This is a genomic window from Specibacter sp. NPDC057265 (assembly GCF_042668835.1).
GTDB lineage: Bacteria > Actinomycetota > Actinomycetes > Actinomycetales > Micrococcaceae > Specibacter.
The window spans coordinates 86,821-103,474 of sequence record NZ_JBHUYE010000001.1 but is presented as its reverse complement, the minus strand read 5'-3'; the positions used below and the strand labels follow the sequence as shown (position 1 = coordinate 103,474).

Here is a 16,654-nt window from a genome sequence, read left to right as displayed (position 1 = left end):
AAACAGGGAGTTGCATGGAAGCCATCTGGATTGGCCTGGCATTGGTGGTCTCGGTTTTCGGCGGATGGCCCATGACTGCCGGAATTCTAAGGATTGCCAAATCCAAGACCGTCCGCGCCGTGGATGCGGCCGAGGTGGCCGAACGCACCGGGCCACCGGCCCCCACCGATGCCGACCCGGCCGATGCCGCGCCGGCGGATGCCGGCCCCACCGATGCCGACCCGGCCGATGCTGCGCCCGATGCCGCCCCCACCGGCCCCACCGGCCCCGCCCCGGCGTCGGCCCCCCGCACCGAGGTGCTGCGCGGAGGGCTGTTGATTGGCTTCCTGGAACGGGCTGCCGTGGCTGTCGCCATTCTTGCCGGACAACCCATAGCCATTGCCTATGTGGTGGCCATCAAGGGGCTGGGGAGGTATCCGGAACTGAAGGACACACCGGCGGCCAGTGAGCGTTTCATCATAGGCACCCTCGCCTCCATGCTGTGGTCCGCCGGCGTTGCCGTCCTGACAAAGATTTTCCTGGATATAGGCTGAAGGCATGTCTATTTTTGCTGTTGAGTACATTTATGGTCCTGAAGCTGAAGCTGCACGGGTGGAGCACCGCCCCCGGCACCGGGAATGGCTGGCTGCCCTGGCCGACGCGGAAGTGGTGCTCGCCTCCGGCCCCTACGCCGACGGCGCCGGGGCGCTGCTGATTTTCCGTGCGGAAAGCGAAGCCGCCGTGCAGGAGTTGGTGTCACAGGACCCCATGACCCGCGGCGGCGGGGTCACGGGCATGAAAATTTCCGGCTGGACCCCCGTGATTGGCCAATTTAACCGCTACGTGGGATAGAACTCACAAGTCCGCGCGGGCCAAGAATCAAGCCTACAATCATTGATAGATGCGGTTACTCGGTGCCGCCGCTTTAGGGGCAGCACTGCCGCACTGTTTGATACACGAACTTCAAGGAGCACATTTTGACCTCCGTCAGTCTCGGCATGCCGCCTCTGCCCCCGCCCGTTCTTGCTCCCCGGCGCAAAACCCGGCAAATCAAGGTCGGTTCAGTGGGTGTTGGTTCGGACTCGCCCATCAGCGTGCAGTCCATGACCACAACGCAGACCACTGACATCAATGCAACGCTGCAGCAGATTGCTGAATTGACGGCTTCCGGTTGCGACATTGTCAGGGTGGCGTGCCCTACGCAGGACGACGCGGAGGCCCTGCCCATCATTGCCAAGAAATCCCAGATCCCCGTCATTGCGGACATTCATTTTCAGCCCAAGTATGTTTTTGCCGCCATCGAGGCCGGCTGTGCCGCCGTGCGTGTGAACCCTGGAAACATCCGGAAGTTCGACGACCAGGTGAAGGAAATTGCCCGGGCGGCCAAGGACCACGGCACGTCGATCCGCATTGGCGTCAATGCCGGTTCACTGGAGCCGGGCATCATGAAAAAATACGGCAAGGCCACCCCTGAGGCGCTGGTGGAGTCGGCGGTGTGGGAGGCGTCCCTGTTTGAGGAGCACGGCTTCCATGACTTTAAGATCTCCGTCAAGCACAACGATCCCGTCATCATGGTGGCGGCCTATGAAATGCTTGCCGAAAAGGGTGACTGGCCCCTGCACCTGGGTGTGACCGAGGCCGGACCCGCGTTCCAGGGCACCATCAAGTCCGCCACCGCCTTTGGGGCACTGCTGTCCAGGGGCATTGGCGACACCATCCGCGTTTCCCTTTCCGCCCCGCCGGTGGAGGAAATCAAGGTGGGCAACCAGATTCTGCAGTCGTTGAACCTGCGGCCGCGCAAGCTGGAAATTGTTTCCTGCCCCTCCTGCGGGCGGGCCCAGGTTGACGTGTACAAACTTGCCGAGGAAGTGACCGCGGGCCTGGAAGGCATGGAGGTTCCCCTGCGCGTGGCCGTCATGGGCTGTGTGGTCAATGGACCCGGTGAAGCCCGTGAAGCCGACCTGGGAGTGGCTTCGGGCAACGGCAAGGGGCAGATCTTTGTGAAGGGGGAAATCATAAAGACTGTTCCTGAGGACCAAATTGTTGAGACACTCATTGAGGAAGCCATGAGAATTGCCGAAGGGATGGAGTCTGACGACGATGACGCGACTCTCCAAGGTGGCCCCGTGGTTAGCGTTTCCTAAACGCCCCCAGGGGGTGCGCGTGCTGATCCATTCGGACACGGACGCGCTGCGCTCACTTCTGGCCCGCGACCACGTGGCCAATGTTTTTGTCGAATCCCTGGTGATCCAGTACCGCAGTGCCGTCCCGGCCTTTCCCGGCGCTGTGATCCTGGGCTGCTTTGACGACGCCGGATCCCTCGCCGCGGCTTGTTGGGTGGGCTCCAATGTGGTTCCCATTGAGTCGACGGCGGCCCAGGCCCGGCTGTTTGGCCGCTGGATAGTGGATCACTGGCAACCGCATGCGTCCATCTTTGGTCCGGCTGAGCCCACCCTGGCCCTGGTTCAGGTGCTGCGCGGGTCCGGGATTGAACCGCAGGAGGTGCGGGCCAACCAGCCGTTGATGAGCATCACGGGACCACCCCGCGTGGCTCCAGATCCGCAGCTGCAGCTCAGTGAAAGCAGTCAATTCAATGAGGTTTTGTTGGCCGCCGCCGCCATGTTTGAAGAGGAGGTGGGGTATTCCCCCTTCCTCGGCGGCGAGGCCAACTACCGGCGGCGGGTGGCTTGGCTGATTGGCCACGGTTATTCCTTCAGCCACAATGAGGCCGGCGGGGAAGTGATCTTTAAAGCGGATGTGGGTGCGCTGACCGCCCATGCCACCCAAATCCAAGGGGTGTGGATGAACCCCCGCTACCGGGGCCGTGGCCTCAGTGCCGCATACATGGCCGCCGTGGTGGTTTTGGCCCAACAGCATGCGCCCATCACCAGCCTGTACGTCAACGATTACAACACCCGGGCCCGCGTTGCCTACGAACGTGTGGGATTTGAGCAAGTGGGCACCTTCGCCACGGCACTGTTCTAAGGCAGTCCCTGCCGGCTGGCCCCGCACCGCGTCCGGCCGTGGCATGGGCGTGGGGGCACCGGGCAGAATGTAACTGGCCTCACTTTCTGCGCTACCATTATGCAACTTGTTGCGCAAAGGAGTGCCTGAATGAACGCCGAGCAATTCCCCCTGCTGTTCACCCCCCTGGATCTGGGTTTCACCACCTTGCCCAACAGGGCCTTGATGGGTTCAATGCATGTGGGCCTGGAGGAGCAGGCCGGTGGTTTCGAACGCATGGCGGCCTTTTATGCCGAGCGGGCCCGCGGAGGCGTGGCGCTGATGGTCACCGGCGGCTTCGCCCCCAACGCCGCGGGCCGGCCCAGCCCGCACGGCGCCAAGCTCAGCACCACCCAAGAGGCCCGGCAACACCGGATCGTGACCGCCGCCGTCCACGCGGAGGGCGGAAAAATTGCCTTGCAGCTGCTGCATTTTGGCCGTTACGCCGCCCACCCGGATCTGGTGGCGCCCAGCGCCGTGCAGGCACCCATCAACGCGCTGACCCCGCACGCGTTGACCGACGCGCAGGTGCAGGAAACCATTGACGACTACGTCCACGCCGCGCATTTGGCACAGTCCGCCGGTTACGACGGCGTGGAGATCATGGGTTCGGAAGGGTACCTGATCAACGAATTTGTGGCCGCACGCACCAACCACCGCAACGACCAGTGGGGCGGGAGCCACCAAAACCGCATGCGGTTTGCGGTGGAAATAGTGCGGCGCACCAGGGAGCGGGTGGGAAAAAACTTCATCATCATCTACCGCCTGTCCATGCTGGACCTGGTGGAGGACGGCTCCAGCCTGGCGGAAGTCATTGAACTGGCCCAGGCCGTGGAAGCGGCCGGGGCCACCATGATCAACACCGGCATCGGCTGGCATGAGGCCCGGGTACCCACCATTGCCACTTCCGTGCCGCGGGCCGGCTACGCCTGGGTGACACAGAAGATCATGGGGCAGGTGGGCATTCCACTGATCACCACCAACCGCATCAACACCCCCCAGGTGGCGGAGGGGCTGCTGGCGCAGGGGACCGCCGACATGGTGTCCATGGCCCGGCCCTTTTTGGCCGATCCGCTCTTCCTGCGCAAGGCCGCCGAGGGCCGCAGCGATGAAATCAACAGCTGCATAGCCTGCAACCAGGCCTGTTTGGACCACACCTTCGTGGGCAAAACCTCCTCCTGCCTGGTCAATCCCCGGGCCTGCCATGAAACGGAAATCATCATTGCACCGGTCACCCAGGCCAAGCGTTTTGCCGTGGTGGGTGCGGGCCCGGCGGGCCTGGCCTTCGCCGTCACGGCAGCCGAACGCGGCCATGCGGTGACGTTGATCGACGCGGCCGGTGAAATCGGCGGCCAGTTCAACCTTGCCAAGCAAATCCCCGGCAAGGAGGAATTCCACGAAACCATCCGCTACTTCAGCCGCCAAATCCAGCTGCGGGGCATTGAGCTGCGCCTGAACACCCTGGCCAACGCCGGCGGCCTGCTCGCGGAGGGTTTTGATGAGATTGTGCTGGCCACCGGCGTCAACCCGCGGACACCGCAGATTTCCGGCGTCGACCATCACAGCGTCCTGAGCTATCTTCAGGTGCTGCGGGACAAGAGGGAGGTGGGCGCCAGGGTGGCCATTCTTGGTGCCGGCGGCATTGGCTTTGATGTGGCGGCCTACCTGACAGCACACGGCAGCAGCGCCACCCTGGTTCCGGAGAAGTTCTACCGCGAATGGGGAATCGATCCCGGGTACACCCGTCCCGGCGGGCTCACCACCCCGGAGCCGCCAGAGCCTGCCCGGCGGGTGGGCCTGTTTCAACGCAAGGAATCCAAGGTGGGCGCGGGCCTGGGCAAGACCACCGGATGGATCCACCGCACCGAACTCAAGGCCAAGGGTGTGCAGATGGTTGCCGGGGTGGAATACCGCAAAATTGACGACGCCGGCCTGCACATCCGCGTCAACGGCGCCGATTCCGTGGTGGAGGTTGACAATGTCATTTTATGCACCGGGCAGCTCCCGCGCCGTGACCTCTACAACGAGCTCGCCGCTGCGGCTGCCGTGGTGCATGTGATTGGCGGCGCCGACGTGGCCGCCGAACTCGACGCCAAACGCGCCATTGACCAGGGCACGCGGTTGGCGGCCCGGCTCTAATGTCGCTCACGCATGCCATTTTGACCTCGCTGCTGGAAAAGGCCTGCACCGGCGCCGAGCTGGCGCGGCGCTTTGATAAATCACTGGGCCATTTTTGGCAGGCCAGCCACCAGCAGATTTACCGCGAACTGGCTGCCATGGAAAAAGCCGGGTTGGTGTGCAGCCACGGTCTGCCGTCCACGCGCGGACGCCAGCGCCACTTTGAGGTCCTCCCCGCCGGGCACACCGAGCTGGCGCGCTGGTGCGCCGAAGAGGGACAGCCGCGTCCCATCCGGGACGCACTGCTGGTGCGCCTGCGGGCGGCTGCCGTGCTGGGAACGGCCGGGGCGGGGGCTGCGGTGACGGCGCAGATGGGCAGCCACCGGATGATCCATGCGCGCACACTGCAAGGCTATGTTGAGATGATGGCCCGTGATTTCCCGCCGGGCGCGGCGCGTTCCCGGTCCCAGGAGCTGCAGGCGGCCGTGCTTCAGGCAGGGATCGCCTATGAAAGCTCCTGGCTGGCGTGGTGTGAGAATGCCCTGCCCACGCTGCAGCCGGATGCTGCAGGCTAACTGCTGGCCTGGTCCTGCCGCATGGCCTGCTGTCTGAGCAGTTGCGCCGTGTCCTGAAGTTGGGCCGCCGTGCGGGTGATGACCGGGGCGTAGGAGGACTGCCAGGCGTGCCTGAACACGAAGGCGTCGGGGCCTTCCCAGCGAAGATCGTTGGTAATGCGGTTGCCCAGCTCATCGCGCACTGAAATGAGCACCTGCCGGGCATGGTCAAGTTCGGCCGCGAACGCGCGCAGCTCCTGGGGGTCGGCACCGTACAGGCCAATGCTCACAAGGTCTCCCGCGCTAGCCCGATCATTGAACCTCAACACTAGGACTTCCCGCCGTCGGCGTGCCATGGGTAGAGCTACCCATGATCACGGCGTCCGCCGCCGCAGGGTCAAGGCCGCCAGCAGCAGCACTGCCACGGCAAAGCCCGCGACCACTGCCAAAGCCTGGGCCAGGGCCGGGGTCGGCCCGGTGTGTGCGGCCACTTCCTGCAGCCCGTCCACGGCGTAACTGAGCGGCAGGACGTTGGAGACCGCCGTCAGGACCGGGTTCATTTGATCCCTGGCCACAAACAGCCCGCACAGCAGGATCTGGGGAATCACCACCACCGGCATGAACTGCACGGCCTGGAATTCGGTGGCGGCAAAAGCCGAGCACAAGAGTCCCAGGGCCACGCCCAACACTGCCGTCAACACCGATATCAGCACCACCCAGCCGGCGTTTCCAGCAATCCTCAGCTCAAATGCCCAATACGCCGTGCCCGTGGCCACCAGCGCCTGCAGCGCGGCCATGATGGAAAACGCCAGGGCGTAGCCGAAAAGCAGCTCGGCCTTGTGGATGGGGGTGGTCAGCAGGCGTTCCAGCGTGCCCGAGGTACGCTCCCGCAGCATGGTGATGGAGGTGACCAGGAACATCACCACAAACGGGAAAATGCCCAGCATCATCAAACCCACCGCATCGAAGGTGCGCGGCAGGCCCGGGGGCAGCGTTTCATTTTGGTACAGCCAATACACCAGGGCCAGCAGCACCGCGGGGACCACCAGGATCATGCCAATGCTGCGGGGATCGCCCTTGAGCTGGCGCAGCACGCGGGCGCAGGTGGCCCACATCATTGCGGCCTTCATGATGCCGCCCTCCGGTGGCCGGAGTCCAAAGGGCCGTCCCCGGCCGCCATCGACTCCCGGATCAGCCGCAAAAAGGCCAGTTCCAGGTCCCCGGTCCGTCCGCGTTCACGCAATTGCGCCGGCGTGAGCGCTGCGAGCAGCACGCCGGCGCGCAGCAGCAGCAGGGAATGGCAGCGGCCGGCCTCCTCCATGACGTGGCTGGAAACAAGCAGCGTGGTCCCTGCGGCGGCCATGGCGGCAAAGTGCTGCCAAAGCTCCGCCCGGAGCACGGGATCCAGACCCACCGTCGGTTCGTCCAGGATCAACAGCCGCGGCTTGCCCACCAGCGCGCAGGCCAGGGAAACGCGGCCCAATTGTCCTCCGGACAAACTGCCGGCCCTGCGTCTGGCCAGTTGTGACAGTCCGACGGCGGCCAGCGCCTCCTGCGCGTCCCCCCGGCCGCCGCCATGCACGGCTGCGAAGTAGCGCACATTGTCCATGATGCTCAGATCCCGGTACACGCTGGGCGCCTGGGTGAGGTAGCCGACTTCGTGCCGGTTCCGGGGGTCCCCGGCGGGCCGGCCCAGGACCGTGACGGTTCCGGCGCTGATCTTCTGCACGCCCACCAAGGCACGCAGAAAGGTGGTTTTGCCGCTGCCGGAGGGTCCCAGCAGTCCGGTGACGCGGCCCTGGGCAATGCTGCAGGAAATGCCGTCCAGGGCAGTGGCTTTTCCGCGGCGCACGCGCAGCTCCTCAACGCTGACGCTGGCCGGTGGATGCATTTGCAGGTCCCCTGCCGGGCCGGGGACCTGGCCCGGCCCCGGGGAAGGCATCGCTGCTCTGTGGGACATCAGGACTCCAAGGCTGCCGGTGCAGGGTCGTTTCACTTCAAACTAGACCCGCCGAAAGATGCTGTCCAGCACCAGGGCTGTGGGGAGGGTTCCTGCATCCCCCTGGCTTCCCAGCGGGCTTCCGCACCCCGGCCCGCGGCGTGCCGTCCGGCTGCCGGTGCATGTGCCACGGGGTGGGTTGACCCGGTAGATTGGTACCTGTCCGTCCAGATCAGGGGCGGTGCACACCACTTGAAGAAATGGAAAATCCACCCGTGGCACTTCGCCTCTCCACACTCTTTCTCCGCACCCTGCGTGAAGACCCCGTCGATGCCGAGGTGGACAGCCACAAGCTGTTGCTGCGTGCCGGTTACATCCGCCGTGCGGCCCCGGGGATTTACACCTGGCTGCCCCTGGGCCTGCGCGTGCTGCGCAAGGTGGAGGCCATTGTCCGGGAGGAAATGGATGCCATTGGCGCCCAGGAGGTGCACTTCCCGGCACTGCTGCCCCGCGAACCCTACGAGCAGACCAATCGCTGGCTGGAGTACGGCGAGGGTTTGTTCCGCCTCCAGGACCGCAAGGGCGCCGACTACCTGCTGGCCCCCACCCATGAGGAAATGTTCACGCTGCTGGTCAAGGACCTGTACTCCTCCTACAAGGATCTGCCGTTGAGCCTGTACCAGATCCAGAACAAGTACCGCGATGAGGCCCGGCCCCGCGCCGGCCTGCTCCGCGGGCGTGAGTTCATCATGAAGGACTCCTACTCCTTTGACATTGACGACGCCGGCCTGGAAGCCAGCTACCTGGCCCACCGCGGCGCCTACCTGCGCATCTTTGAACGCCTGGGCTTGGAAGTCATCCCCGTGGCCGCCACCGCCGGCGCCATGGGCGGTTCCCGGAGCGAGGAATTCCTGCACCCGGTGGCCATTGGCGAGGACACCTTTGTGCGCTCCGCCGGCGGCTATGCAGCCAATGTGGAGGCAGTGACCACCGTGGTGCCCGCGGACATTGACTTCAGCGACGCCCCCGCCGCGCAGGTCATTGACACCCCCAACACGCCCACCATCGACACCCTGGTCGCTGCAGCCAACCAGCTGGCGCCACGCGCACAGGGCCCGTGGACCGCGGCCGACACGCTCAAGAACGTTGTCCTGGCCATCGACCTGCCCACAGGCGAACGCCGGATGGTCGTGGTGGGGCTGCCCGGGGACCGGGACGTCGACCTCAAGCGCATTGAAGCGAACATTGGCGTCCACCTTGAAGTGGGCGGTGAAGTGGCTGTTGAAGCTGCCGGCGAAGCGGACCTGAAGAAGCACCCGGGCCTGGTCAAGGGTTACATCGGTCCGGGCCTGGCGCTGGATGCCGCCGTCCTGGGGGCCGAAGCCGCTACCGGAATCCTGTACCTCGTGGATCCGCGCGTGGTTTCCGGCAGCCGCTGGATCACCGGCGCCAATGAAGCGGGCAAACACGTCTTTGGACTCGTTGCCGGACGGGACTTCAGCTGGGACGGCACCATTGAAGCGGCCCAGGTCCGCGAAGGAGACCCGGCACCCGACGGCTCAGGTCCCTTGGAAGCCGCCCGTGGCATTGAGATGGGCCACATCTTTGCGCTGGGCCGCAAGTACGCCGAAGCCCTGGATCTGAAGGTGCTGGATCAAAATGGCAAGCTCAAGGTGGTCACCATGGGCTCCTACGGCATTGGCGTGACCCGTGCCGTGGCGGCCCTGGCCGAGTCCAACCATGACGAAAAGGGCCTGATGTGGCCTGCACAGGTGGCCCCCGCCCACGTGCACGTGGTGGCAGTGGGCCGTGGCGAGGAGATCTTCACCACGGCGGCAACCCTGACGGCCGAACTGGAGGCAGCGGGACTGGAAGTCATTTACGATGACCGTCCCAAGGTTTCCCCCGGCGTAAAGTTCGGTGATGCCGAACTCATTGGCGTGCCCACCATCCTGGCCGTGGGCCGCGGACTGGTGGACGGCGTCGTCGAAATCAAGAACCGCACCACGGGCGTGGCCCAGAACGTGGCAGTGGCGGAGGCCGTGCAGCACATCCTCGACCAGCAGTAGCCGTTGTCCGGCGCAGGGTCCGCACACCGGGACCCTGCGCCGAAGCCGCCCGTGCGGCACCAGCGGCCACGCCCTGACTGGATCCGTTTGGGCGCATATTTAAGGAACGCATGATTTCCGGGTTTGAAGACATCACCATGGCCACCATCCTGCTCATTGTGGTGGCAGGCTTTGCCGCCGGCTGGATTGACGCCGTCGTTGGTGGCGGTGGTTTGCTGCAGCTGCCGGTGATGTTGATGATCCCGGGCATTACACCCGTGCAGGCGCTGGCGACCAATAAAATGGGTTCAATCTTTGGGACCACCACCAGCTCCATCACCTATTACCGGCGGGTGAAACCCGATCTGCGCACTGCCCTGCCCATGGCAGGGGTGGCGCTGCTGGGCAGCGTCGCCGGCGCCGTGGTGGCGGCCAGCCTCCCCGGATCGGTTTTTAAGCCCATCATTGTTGTTGCCCTGGTGGCGGTGCTGCTGTTCACCGCCTTCAAACCAGGCATGGGAACACTGACGGCCCTGCGCCATTCCGGCCACAAGCACTACGCGCTGGCAATGTGCATTGGCGCCGTCATTGGCTTTTATGACGGCATGATTGGTCCCGGAACAGGTTCCTTCCTCGTCATAGCGATGGTGAGCCTGATGGGGTACGCCTTCCTGGAGGCCAGCGCCAAAGCCAAGATCGTCAACTTCGCCACCAACGCCGGGGCGCTCATGTTCTTCCTGCCGCACGGTTCACTGCTGTGGGGGATTGGGCTGGTTTTGGGGCTGGCGAACATGGCTGGCGGATATTTGGGCGCACGGACGGCGGTGGCCCAAGGCAGCAAATTCATCCGCGTGGTGTTTCTGGTGGTGGTCTGCGCCCTCATCATCAAGCTCGGCGTCGACGTCTGGAATGAAAACGTGCTTGTAGCCCTGGCCGGCTGACAGCTTCGGCGCCCGCCGGCAGCATATGGTCCGGTGTGGCCCCCAGCCTTTTGCCACGTGCGGCGTCAGGGGCGGCGTCAGGCTGGGATCAGCACAACATGGGAAGATCATGGGCGCCGGGAAGTCCCGGCAGTGTTTTACCTGCCAGGGTGCTCGCCACCCACAGCGAACGCTGCGCATCCCCGCCGTGTCCAGAGCGCTCCAGATAGCACAGGGCATTCTCGACTTCGCGCACAATGGCCCACTGCGTGGCCAGTTCCCCGTCGAGTCCTGCGGCATCGGCCAGAGCGCAGGCACGACGGCGGAGCGCAGCTTCGGCACCGCGCCGCGGGAGCTCGTGAAGCCTGTTCCACAGGCACGGGGCCAGGGCAAATTCGGCTTCCCCCAGCTGTACCTGCGGATCTATGGCCACATAGTGCCTTGACTGCCCGGCTGGGGTGTCCACTGCGTCCATGTCTTGGTTGGGCCGGGCCAGGATGTTCATGAAGTGCAGATCGGTGTGGACCAGCACCTCGCTGGCGCTGCTCTGCGGGGTGAGGACTCCGCGGGTCTGGCACACCTCCAAGGCCGCCTCCAGAAGCCAGCGTCCGAACGGCTCATTCAACTCGCCCCAGCGTTGGGGGAGTTCATCGCAGTAGCGCTCGGCCGTTGCGGCAATGCGGGGTATTTTTTGCCATTCGGCCGCTGTTGCGGGACGGATGCTCAGTTGTTGCAGCACGTTCCCCCAGATCACCGTTGCTTCCTCCATGGGCAGCTGCTGCAGGGTGCGGCCACTGTCGAGGCGTTCAAGCAACAGGGCCCCGCTGGACTCGTCACTGCGCAGCAAACGGACGGCGCCATGGCCGGCCCAGAGCCGCAATGCCAGTGGCTCCGTCAGTGCTTCCTCGTGTGGAAAGGCGATCTTCAACGCTGCGGGCTCCCCGCCGCTGGTGGTGACGGGGATGACCATGCCGGAGGTGCCGTGCCAGGGATCCGCACCTGCGGGCAAATCCACCCGCAACTGCCAGTTCCACAAAGTGCTTTCAATTAAATGGGGAAGCCGACCCAACCAGGCCCTGCCTTCAACGGAACGACGGTATTTCAGTCGCAGGCCATCGGGAATTTCAACTGACATGGACACAGTCCGAGTGTAGCGGCATTCCCGTGCACGCAGCCTGCTTTTGTTCCTCCACAGGCGATCTTTGTTGGGTATTGGTGGACGTTTTTAAGATCTTCACGGTGAGTGTCAGTGCCCTGTTCTAGAATATATATATGAGAACAGAGGCGGAGCAGCCGGTTCGGCCGGCCTCCTTTCCGGGAGCACTGGACGCTGGGGCACATGTCCACCAGCTCCTCCACCTCGCCCACGCGCTGACCCGTTCCAGTGTCGCTTCCCTGGCCGATGACCCCGTACATGAAACGGCCCCTGTCGGGGTGGACGTTGCCGGCCTCACCGACCAGCAATGCCTGCGGTGGGCCCGGGACCTGGAACATCTGCTGCACTACGGACAGGCCCTGGCGGTGCAGATCAGCGGTGAACTTGGCCAGCGATACGCTGCCGGCCGGTTCGCGGACTCCGGAGCGCGTGGCCAAAGTGGATTGCTCGTCCAAACCCTGCAACTGAGCACCGAAGAGGCGGCCCGGCGGCTGAAACTTGCCGCCCAGGTCCTGCCCGTCATGGACACGATGACAGGCGCTGTTGCCGACACCGCACATCCCCACCTTTCAAAGGCGTTCTTCACCGGTGCGGTCTCCCAGGACTGCGCCAGCACCGTGGGCCGGTATTTGGCAGAAGCGGACCGTTTGGCAGGCAACGGACGGATCACAGCAGACGAGCACGCCATGGTTGAAAGCACACTCGTTGATACGGCCAAGGACCATGGCCCGGACTTCATCCGCCGCCTCGCCCACCGCATCCTTGGCCATCTGGATCCGGACGGACAAAAACCCAGCGCCTCGGACCTGGCCGCCAAACAGGGACTCTTCTTCCGCCAACCCCGCCGCGGACTGATCAGCTTCCACGGCCACCTCACCATTGAGCAGCACGAACAACTCATGGCAGCCATTGGCCATGCCACCAACCCCAATAAACACCGCAACACAGCCACCACCGAGGCAGGCCCCGAAAGCGCCAGCGGCCAGGGGAGTCACAATGGTGCCGGCGGCGGTGCCGGGGTGATGCCCGGTGCAGCGGATGGTGACTTCGCGCAGCACGGTTTCTTTGACTTTCCTGCCGAGGCCACCAGCGGAGGCCATCCTGGCGGCAACGGCAACTGTGGTGCCGGACCCGAGCCAACACCGCTTCCAGCCACAAACGCACCGCCACTGGAGTCCCGCGAGGGACTTCCGGGTGCGTCCGGGAACAATCCCGGCAACGGTGGGGCCGCAAGCGGCACCGAGGGCCCTGGCGAAGGTCGGGATTGGGGCGGTTACACGCCAGATGCCGGTCCCGGGACCGCCGGCACTGCACCTTGGACAGCCAAAACCGTCGATGGTGTCAGGATTCCGGCACCCGGCAGCACCGAAACCCTTCCCGGGCTGGACCCCATTGACCCCAACAGCACCGACATGGCCGTAAAAGACACCCGCACCCACGGACAGAAACTTCTTGACGGGCTCGTCTCCTGCCTCAAACTGGCTGCCCGCACCGGCGCCCTTCCCATCAATGGCGGACTCAAGGCGCAACTTATCCTCAGCTGCACGGAAGAGGAGCTGCGCCGCGCCTACCAGGGATCCGCCAACATCAGCAGCGCTGCGGCCACCCGCGCCGGCACGATCCAGACCGCCTACAACGGGCCCGTGCCCCTGCACCTTTTTGATACGAGCCTGTGCGACCCCGAAATCACCCGTCTGGTCTACTCGCAGGGGCAAACCATTATTAATGCCGGCCGCAGCCAGCGCCTCTTCACGGCGGGACAACGCAAACTTCTTTTCGCCCGGGACCTCGGCTGTACTTTCCCTGACTGCACGGCGCCCGCGCCGTGGACCGAGGCGCACCACATCATCCCTTGGCAAGCTGGCGGGCCCACCAACCTCAGCAACGCCTGCCTGCTTTGTTCCTACCACCACACATTGATCCACAACAGTCAATGGAGTGCCAGCATTGACCACGGCACACCCCAGTTCACGCCGCCCTGGTACCTGGACCCGTCCCAGACGCCACGCGCCAACGACTACCACCACGCCCACGCCCCAAAAGTGGCAGTGCAGTGCGAATGAGCGCGGCTTGGACCCTTTTGTGTTGAAGCCCGCTAGGGTTCCATGCCAGCCAGCGCTCCCACGGTGCCACCCCAGTACTGCTGGGCAATGGCTGAATCAAGCAGCCAGGCCACTGACATTTCACGCAACAAGCCATTGTTGGCAGGCTGGATCGAGGAGACGTCGGCGGAGGGCGCCGCATCCGTCGCAACCCCAGCCGAGGAATCAGGCCCATCGGAGGTCGGGTGGGTGCTGCCGGGCAGCCCGGTTTCCGCCGCAGGCGTGCTTAACGCCACCAACCCCGCATGGATGGCGGCCAGCTCGGATTCCAGCCGGGCCAGGGCGTCAAGGGGTGTGGTGGTAAACGAGGGATCCAATTCAAATCCAGCCACGGGAAGCGCCGCTTGCAGACAGCGGACCGTGAGTTCGGCGTTAAGGAGGTCCAACTTTTTCTGATGCCGGGCCAGGAAGTTGATGGCCATGGCCTGCTGCGGTTCATCCAGCCGGCTGGCTGCCACTTGATAGCCGTAGACGGCTTGCTGTTCTCCCAAAGCTGCCGCGCGCAGCGCTGAATCCACAGTGACACCCGAACGCGGTTCCAGTGTTGAGCTGCACTGTGGCCCCTGGGGCATGGCAAAGTCGTGCTGGGCGGAAAGGAAGGCTGACGCAGGCACTGTGACCCCGGCCGCGGCCCCCAGTTCCTGGGCTTCCAACAGTTGGCTGGTGCCCACCGCGGCAAAGACCCTGCCCATGGCCCGCTCGGCAGTCAATGCGTCCTGCATCAACTTCTCACCGCTGCCGGTCAACCCGGTCAACAAGGAGGTCAAGGTCGCTGTTGCCGTGGTGGCACTGTCCGTGGCTTCATCCGTCGTCACGGGCAAACCATCGTCCAGTGCGGCAGCCTGCATCTCCAGGTTTTCCGCCGTGCGGGCCAGCACCTTCGCCAAGGTGGGTGTGCCGCCTCCATCACTTAAAAGCGAGGCGGCCGCAGAGAGGGCAGTGGTGCGCTCCCACGCGGACTGGCGGTTCACCTCGGTATCGGCTGGTCCGGCTGCTGAATTGTCCTGCCTCACCAGCGCAGTACCCAAGGCGGCTACGAAAATTGAGATCAGCAGCAGGGACAACGCGCCGCGCAGGAACAGGGCGAGGCGGCTGCGCCTCCTTCCGGGATCCTGTGGCACGGATTGTTGGAATCGGGCCTCGGCAGTGGTTTCCTCCAACGCCGCGGTGACGGGCTCGGATGCCGCAGCGGATTTGGCATTGCCCGCCCCGGACGCGCCTGTGTTGATGTCAACGTCGGCGGCCGGGTTTTGCTCAGCCAAGCGTCTTTCGCGGCGGGATTGGTGGGCCGAATCGACTGTCGCTTGCTCTGTTGACTGGGCAGCGGATGCGACGCCGGCTGCCTGTGCCACCCCGGGCGCCGCCGGCCCGGGCGCTGCCACCCCGGGCGCAAGCGGGGCGAGAGGTTCCCCCGGATTGCCGGCAAGGCCTTTTCCGGTCTCCTGCACAGGGTCCGGTGCGGTTTTGTCCGAGGTGGCAGCGGCCGTGGATGATTTTGCCGGCGCACCGGCATCGACGGCCTTGCTCGGTGCTGACGCGCTGTCTTTGGGGAAGGCCTTGCTGGCGGAATCCACAGCACCTCCGCTTGCCGGCTGCACCGTGTCGTTGGCGCCGTCACCGCGCAATTCCGCCGCGGGGACGCCACCAGTTGTCACCTCATGCCCGGCTCCAGGCGTCGGACCCGCCGGCGCGGAAGTTTCCGGAACCGTGCCAACCGGTGTCTTGGCAGCGGCCGGCACCTGGCCGGGGTTGGCAGCGGCGGGCACCTGGCCGGGGTTGGCAGCGGCGGGAGGGGATTGTTTGAGCTGTTCGGTGGCGGGTGGGAGCAGTTCCCCCTTGGCGCCAATGAGCAGCACTGCAGCTCCCGCCGGCTCAGCGGTCACGGGGGCCCCGGCCGGAGCCGTGGCGCGGCGTGGGCCCTTGCGCTTGGCGGACGGCCTGCGAAGAGGCTCGGCCTGCCCGGCGTCTGTCTGCGCGGCGCCGGGGTGCTTGGCTCCTGGGCGCTCGGCCCCGGAAGGGGATGAAGGGTTGGTCACAACTGTTGATCATCTCACGGTGGCGCTTCATCCTGCGTACTGCGGAGGAGGACGCCCTGGCGGCACACCGTGTGCGTCCATACTCACACGAAAAGTAGTCGGCGGCATCGGGGGAAACTCGGTACTGTAGATACCTACAACATCATCAATAGGGAGGCGTGCGTTTTCATGACCAAGCCAGCCAGGCCGCAATCGGCCGCACGCTCAGGAAACCGGCCCGCGGGCATGGATCCGGCATTGGAAGCTGCGAGGCTTCATGCATTACTGGCTCCCACGGTGGCTGCCGCCGACTTGTTCCTGGAGGAAGTCAAGGTGCACTTCGCCGGCTCCCACCGCACCGTATCGGTCATCGTGGATCTGGCCGATGATCAGCAGGGCGGCGTTGGCCTTGATGCCATCTCCGCCATTTCACGTGAACTTTCGGAAGCCATGGATGCCGACCCGGACGACGACGGCAGTGCCTACGATTTGGAAATCTCCTCCCCGGGTGCAACCCGTCCCTTGACCGAGCCGCGCCATTGGCGCCGGGCCTTGGGCCGGATGGTCAAAATCAACGCCTCGGACCGGGAGAACTTCATGGGCCGCGTGTTGGCCGTGGAGGACGACGGCGTGCTGTTCCTGCCCGAACTTCCCGTGAAGAAGGGCATGAAGGCCAAGCAGGGGGAACCTGAAAAGGTGCCGTTTGCAGTGATCCGCCGTGGTGTTGTGGAGTTGGAATTTGCCCGCCTTGATGAGGCGGAGCTCGATTTGGAATTTGAACCGGCCGCCAATGGCGCGGTCGACGGAGAGGGAAGCTGAC

At 64.8% G+C, this 16,654-nt stretch carries 15 protein-coding genes; 10 read left to right on the top strand and 5 right to left on the bottom strand.

Annotation, left to right across the window (positions count from 1 at the left end; genetic code table 11):
- The first annotated feature begins 14 nt into the window (after nt 1-14).
- The 6 genes from ACFUCV_RS00485 to ACFUCV_RS00460 all read left to right on the top strand — a co-directional run bounded on the left by ACFUCV_RS00485 (nt 15) and on the right by ACFUCV_RS00460 (nt 5,675).
- Nucleotides 15-533 carry a hypothetical protein gene (locus tag ACFUCV_RS00485; protein WP_380810866.1) on the top strand — a complete coding sequence of 173 codons (519 nt, stop codon included), beginning with the start codon at nt 15-17 and terminating at the stop codon, nt 531-533.
- A 4-nt stretch (nt 534-537) separates the two neighbouring features.
- The gene (locus tag ACFUCV_RS00480; RefSeq protein ID WP_380810864.1) at nt 538-831 is read left to right on the top strand and encodes a YciI family protein; all 294 of its coding nucleotides are present in this window, start codon (nt 538-540) and stop codon (nt 829-831) included.
- A 125-nt stretch (nt 832-956) separates the two neighbouring features.
- The gene (gene ispG, locus ACFUCV_RS00475) at nt 957-2,123 is read left to right on the top strand and encodes a flavodoxin-dependent (E)-4-hydroxy-3-methylbut-2-enyl-diphosphate synthase (RefSeq protein WP_380810862.1); all 1,167 of its coding nucleotides are present in this window, start codon (nt 957-959) and stop codon (nt 2,121-2,123) included.
- Between the two features lie 19 nt (nt 2,124-2,142).
- Nucleotides 2,143-2,964, top strand: a complete 822-nt coding sequence (locus tag ACFUCV_RS00470; RefSeq protein ID WP_380810860.1) for a GNAT family N-acetyltransferase — start codon at nt 2,143-2,145, stop codon at nt 2,962-2,964.
- A 129-nt stretch (nt 2,965-3,093) separates the two neighbouring features.
- The gene (locus ACFUCV_RS00465; RefSeq protein WP_380810858.1) at nt 3,094-5,121 is read left to right on the top strand and encodes an FAD-dependent oxidoreductase; all 2,028 of its coding nucleotides are present in this window, start codon (nt 3,094-3,096) and stop codon (nt 5,119-5,121) included.
- Nucleotides 5,121-5,675, top strand: a complete 555-nt coding sequence (locus tag ACFUCV_RS00460; RefSeq protein WP_380810856.1) for a PadR family transcriptional regulator — start codon at nt 5,121-5,123, stop codon at nt 5,673-5,675. The genes ACFUCV_RS00465 and ACFUCV_RS00460 overlap by 1 nt, the downstream gene beginning before the upstream one ends.
- Here ACFUCV_RS00460 and ACFUCV_RS00455 read toward each other — a convergent pair.
- The 3 genes from ACFUCV_RS00455 to ACFUCV_RS00445 form a co-directional block, all read right to left on the bottom strand.
- A complete protein-coding gene (locus ACFUCV_RS00455) occupies nt 5,672-5,944 on the bottom strand; it encodes a hypothetical protein (protein ID WP_380810854.1) in 273 nt (90 codons plus the stop codon). The genes ACFUCV_RS00460 and ACFUCV_RS00455 overlap by 4 nt on opposite strands.
- A gap of 84 nt (nt 5,945-6,028) precedes the next feature.
- On the bottom strand, nt 6,029-6,784 hold the full coding sequence (locus tag ACFUCV_RS00450) for an ABC transporter permease (RefSeq protein WP_380810852.1): 756 nt from the start codon (nt 6,782-6,784) through the stop codon (nt 6,029-6,031).
- On the bottom strand, nt 6,781-7,614 hold the full coding sequence (locus ACFUCV_RS00445; protein WP_380810848.1) for an ABC transporter ATP-binding protein: 834 nt from the start codon (nt 7,612-7,614) through the stop codon (nt 6,781-6,783). The genes ACFUCV_RS00450 and ACFUCV_RS00445 overlap by 4 nt, the downstream gene beginning before the upstream one ends.
- A gap of 254 nt (nt 7,615-7,868) precedes the next feature.
- On the opposite strand from ACFUCV_RS00445, the gene ACFUCV_RS00440 reads away from it, so the two are divergent.
- Nucleotides 7,869-9,662 (top strand): proline--tRNA ligase, encoded by a 1,794-nt coding sequence (locus ACFUCV_RS00440; protein ID WP_380810843.1) that lies wholly within the window; start codon nt 7,869-7,871, stop codon nt 9,660-9,662.
- A gap of 110 nt (nt 9,663-9,772) precedes the next feature.
- Nucleotides 9,773-10,582 (top strand): sulfite exporter TauE/SafE family protein, encoded by an 810-nt coding sequence (locus tag ACFUCV_RS00435; RefSeq protein WP_380810839.1) that lies wholly within the window; start codon nt 9,773-9,775, stop codon nt 10,580-10,582.
- 88 nt (nt 10,583-10,670) lie between these two features.
- On the opposite strand, the gene ACFUCV_RS00430 is transcribed toward ACFUCV_RS00435, so the two are convergent.
- Nucleotides 10,671-11,696 (bottom strand): aminoglycoside phosphotransferase family protein, encoded by a 1,026-nt coding sequence (locus tag ACFUCV_RS00430; protein WP_380811442.1) that lies wholly within the window; start codon nt 11,694-11,696, stop codon nt 10,671-10,673.
- Nucleotides 11,697-11,833: 137 nt separating this feature from the next.
- Between ACFUCV_RS00430 and ACFUCV_RS00425 the strand changes: the two genes are divergently transcribed.
- Nucleotides 11,834-13,780 (top strand): DUF222 domain-containing protein, encoded by a 1,947-nt coding sequence (locus ACFUCV_RS00425; protein ID WP_380810835.1) that lies wholly within the window; start codon nt 11,834-11,836, stop codon nt 13,778-13,780.
- Nucleotides 13,781-13,812: 32 nt separating this feature from the next.
- Here the strand turns inward: ACFUCV_RS00425 and ACFUCV_RS00420 are convergent, their stop codons facing one another.
- Nucleotides 13,813-15,855 carry a DUF4439 domain-containing protein gene (locus tag ACFUCV_RS00420; RefSeq protein ID WP_380810832.1) on the bottom strand — a complete coding sequence of 681 codons (2,043 nt, stop codon included), beginning with the start codon at nt 15,853-15,855 and terminating at the stop codon, nt 13,813-13,815.
- A gap of 168 nt (nt 15,856-16,023) precedes the next feature.
- On the opposite strand from ACFUCV_RS00420, the gene rimP reads away from it, so the two are divergent.
- Nucleotides 16,024-16,653 (top strand): ribosome maturation factor RimP, encoded by a 630-nt coding sequence (gene rimP, locus ACFUCV_RS00415; RefSeq protein ID WP_380810828.1) that lies wholly within the window; start codon nt 16,024-16,026, stop codon nt 16,651-16,653.
- Nucleotide 16,654 lies beyond the last annotated feature (1 nt).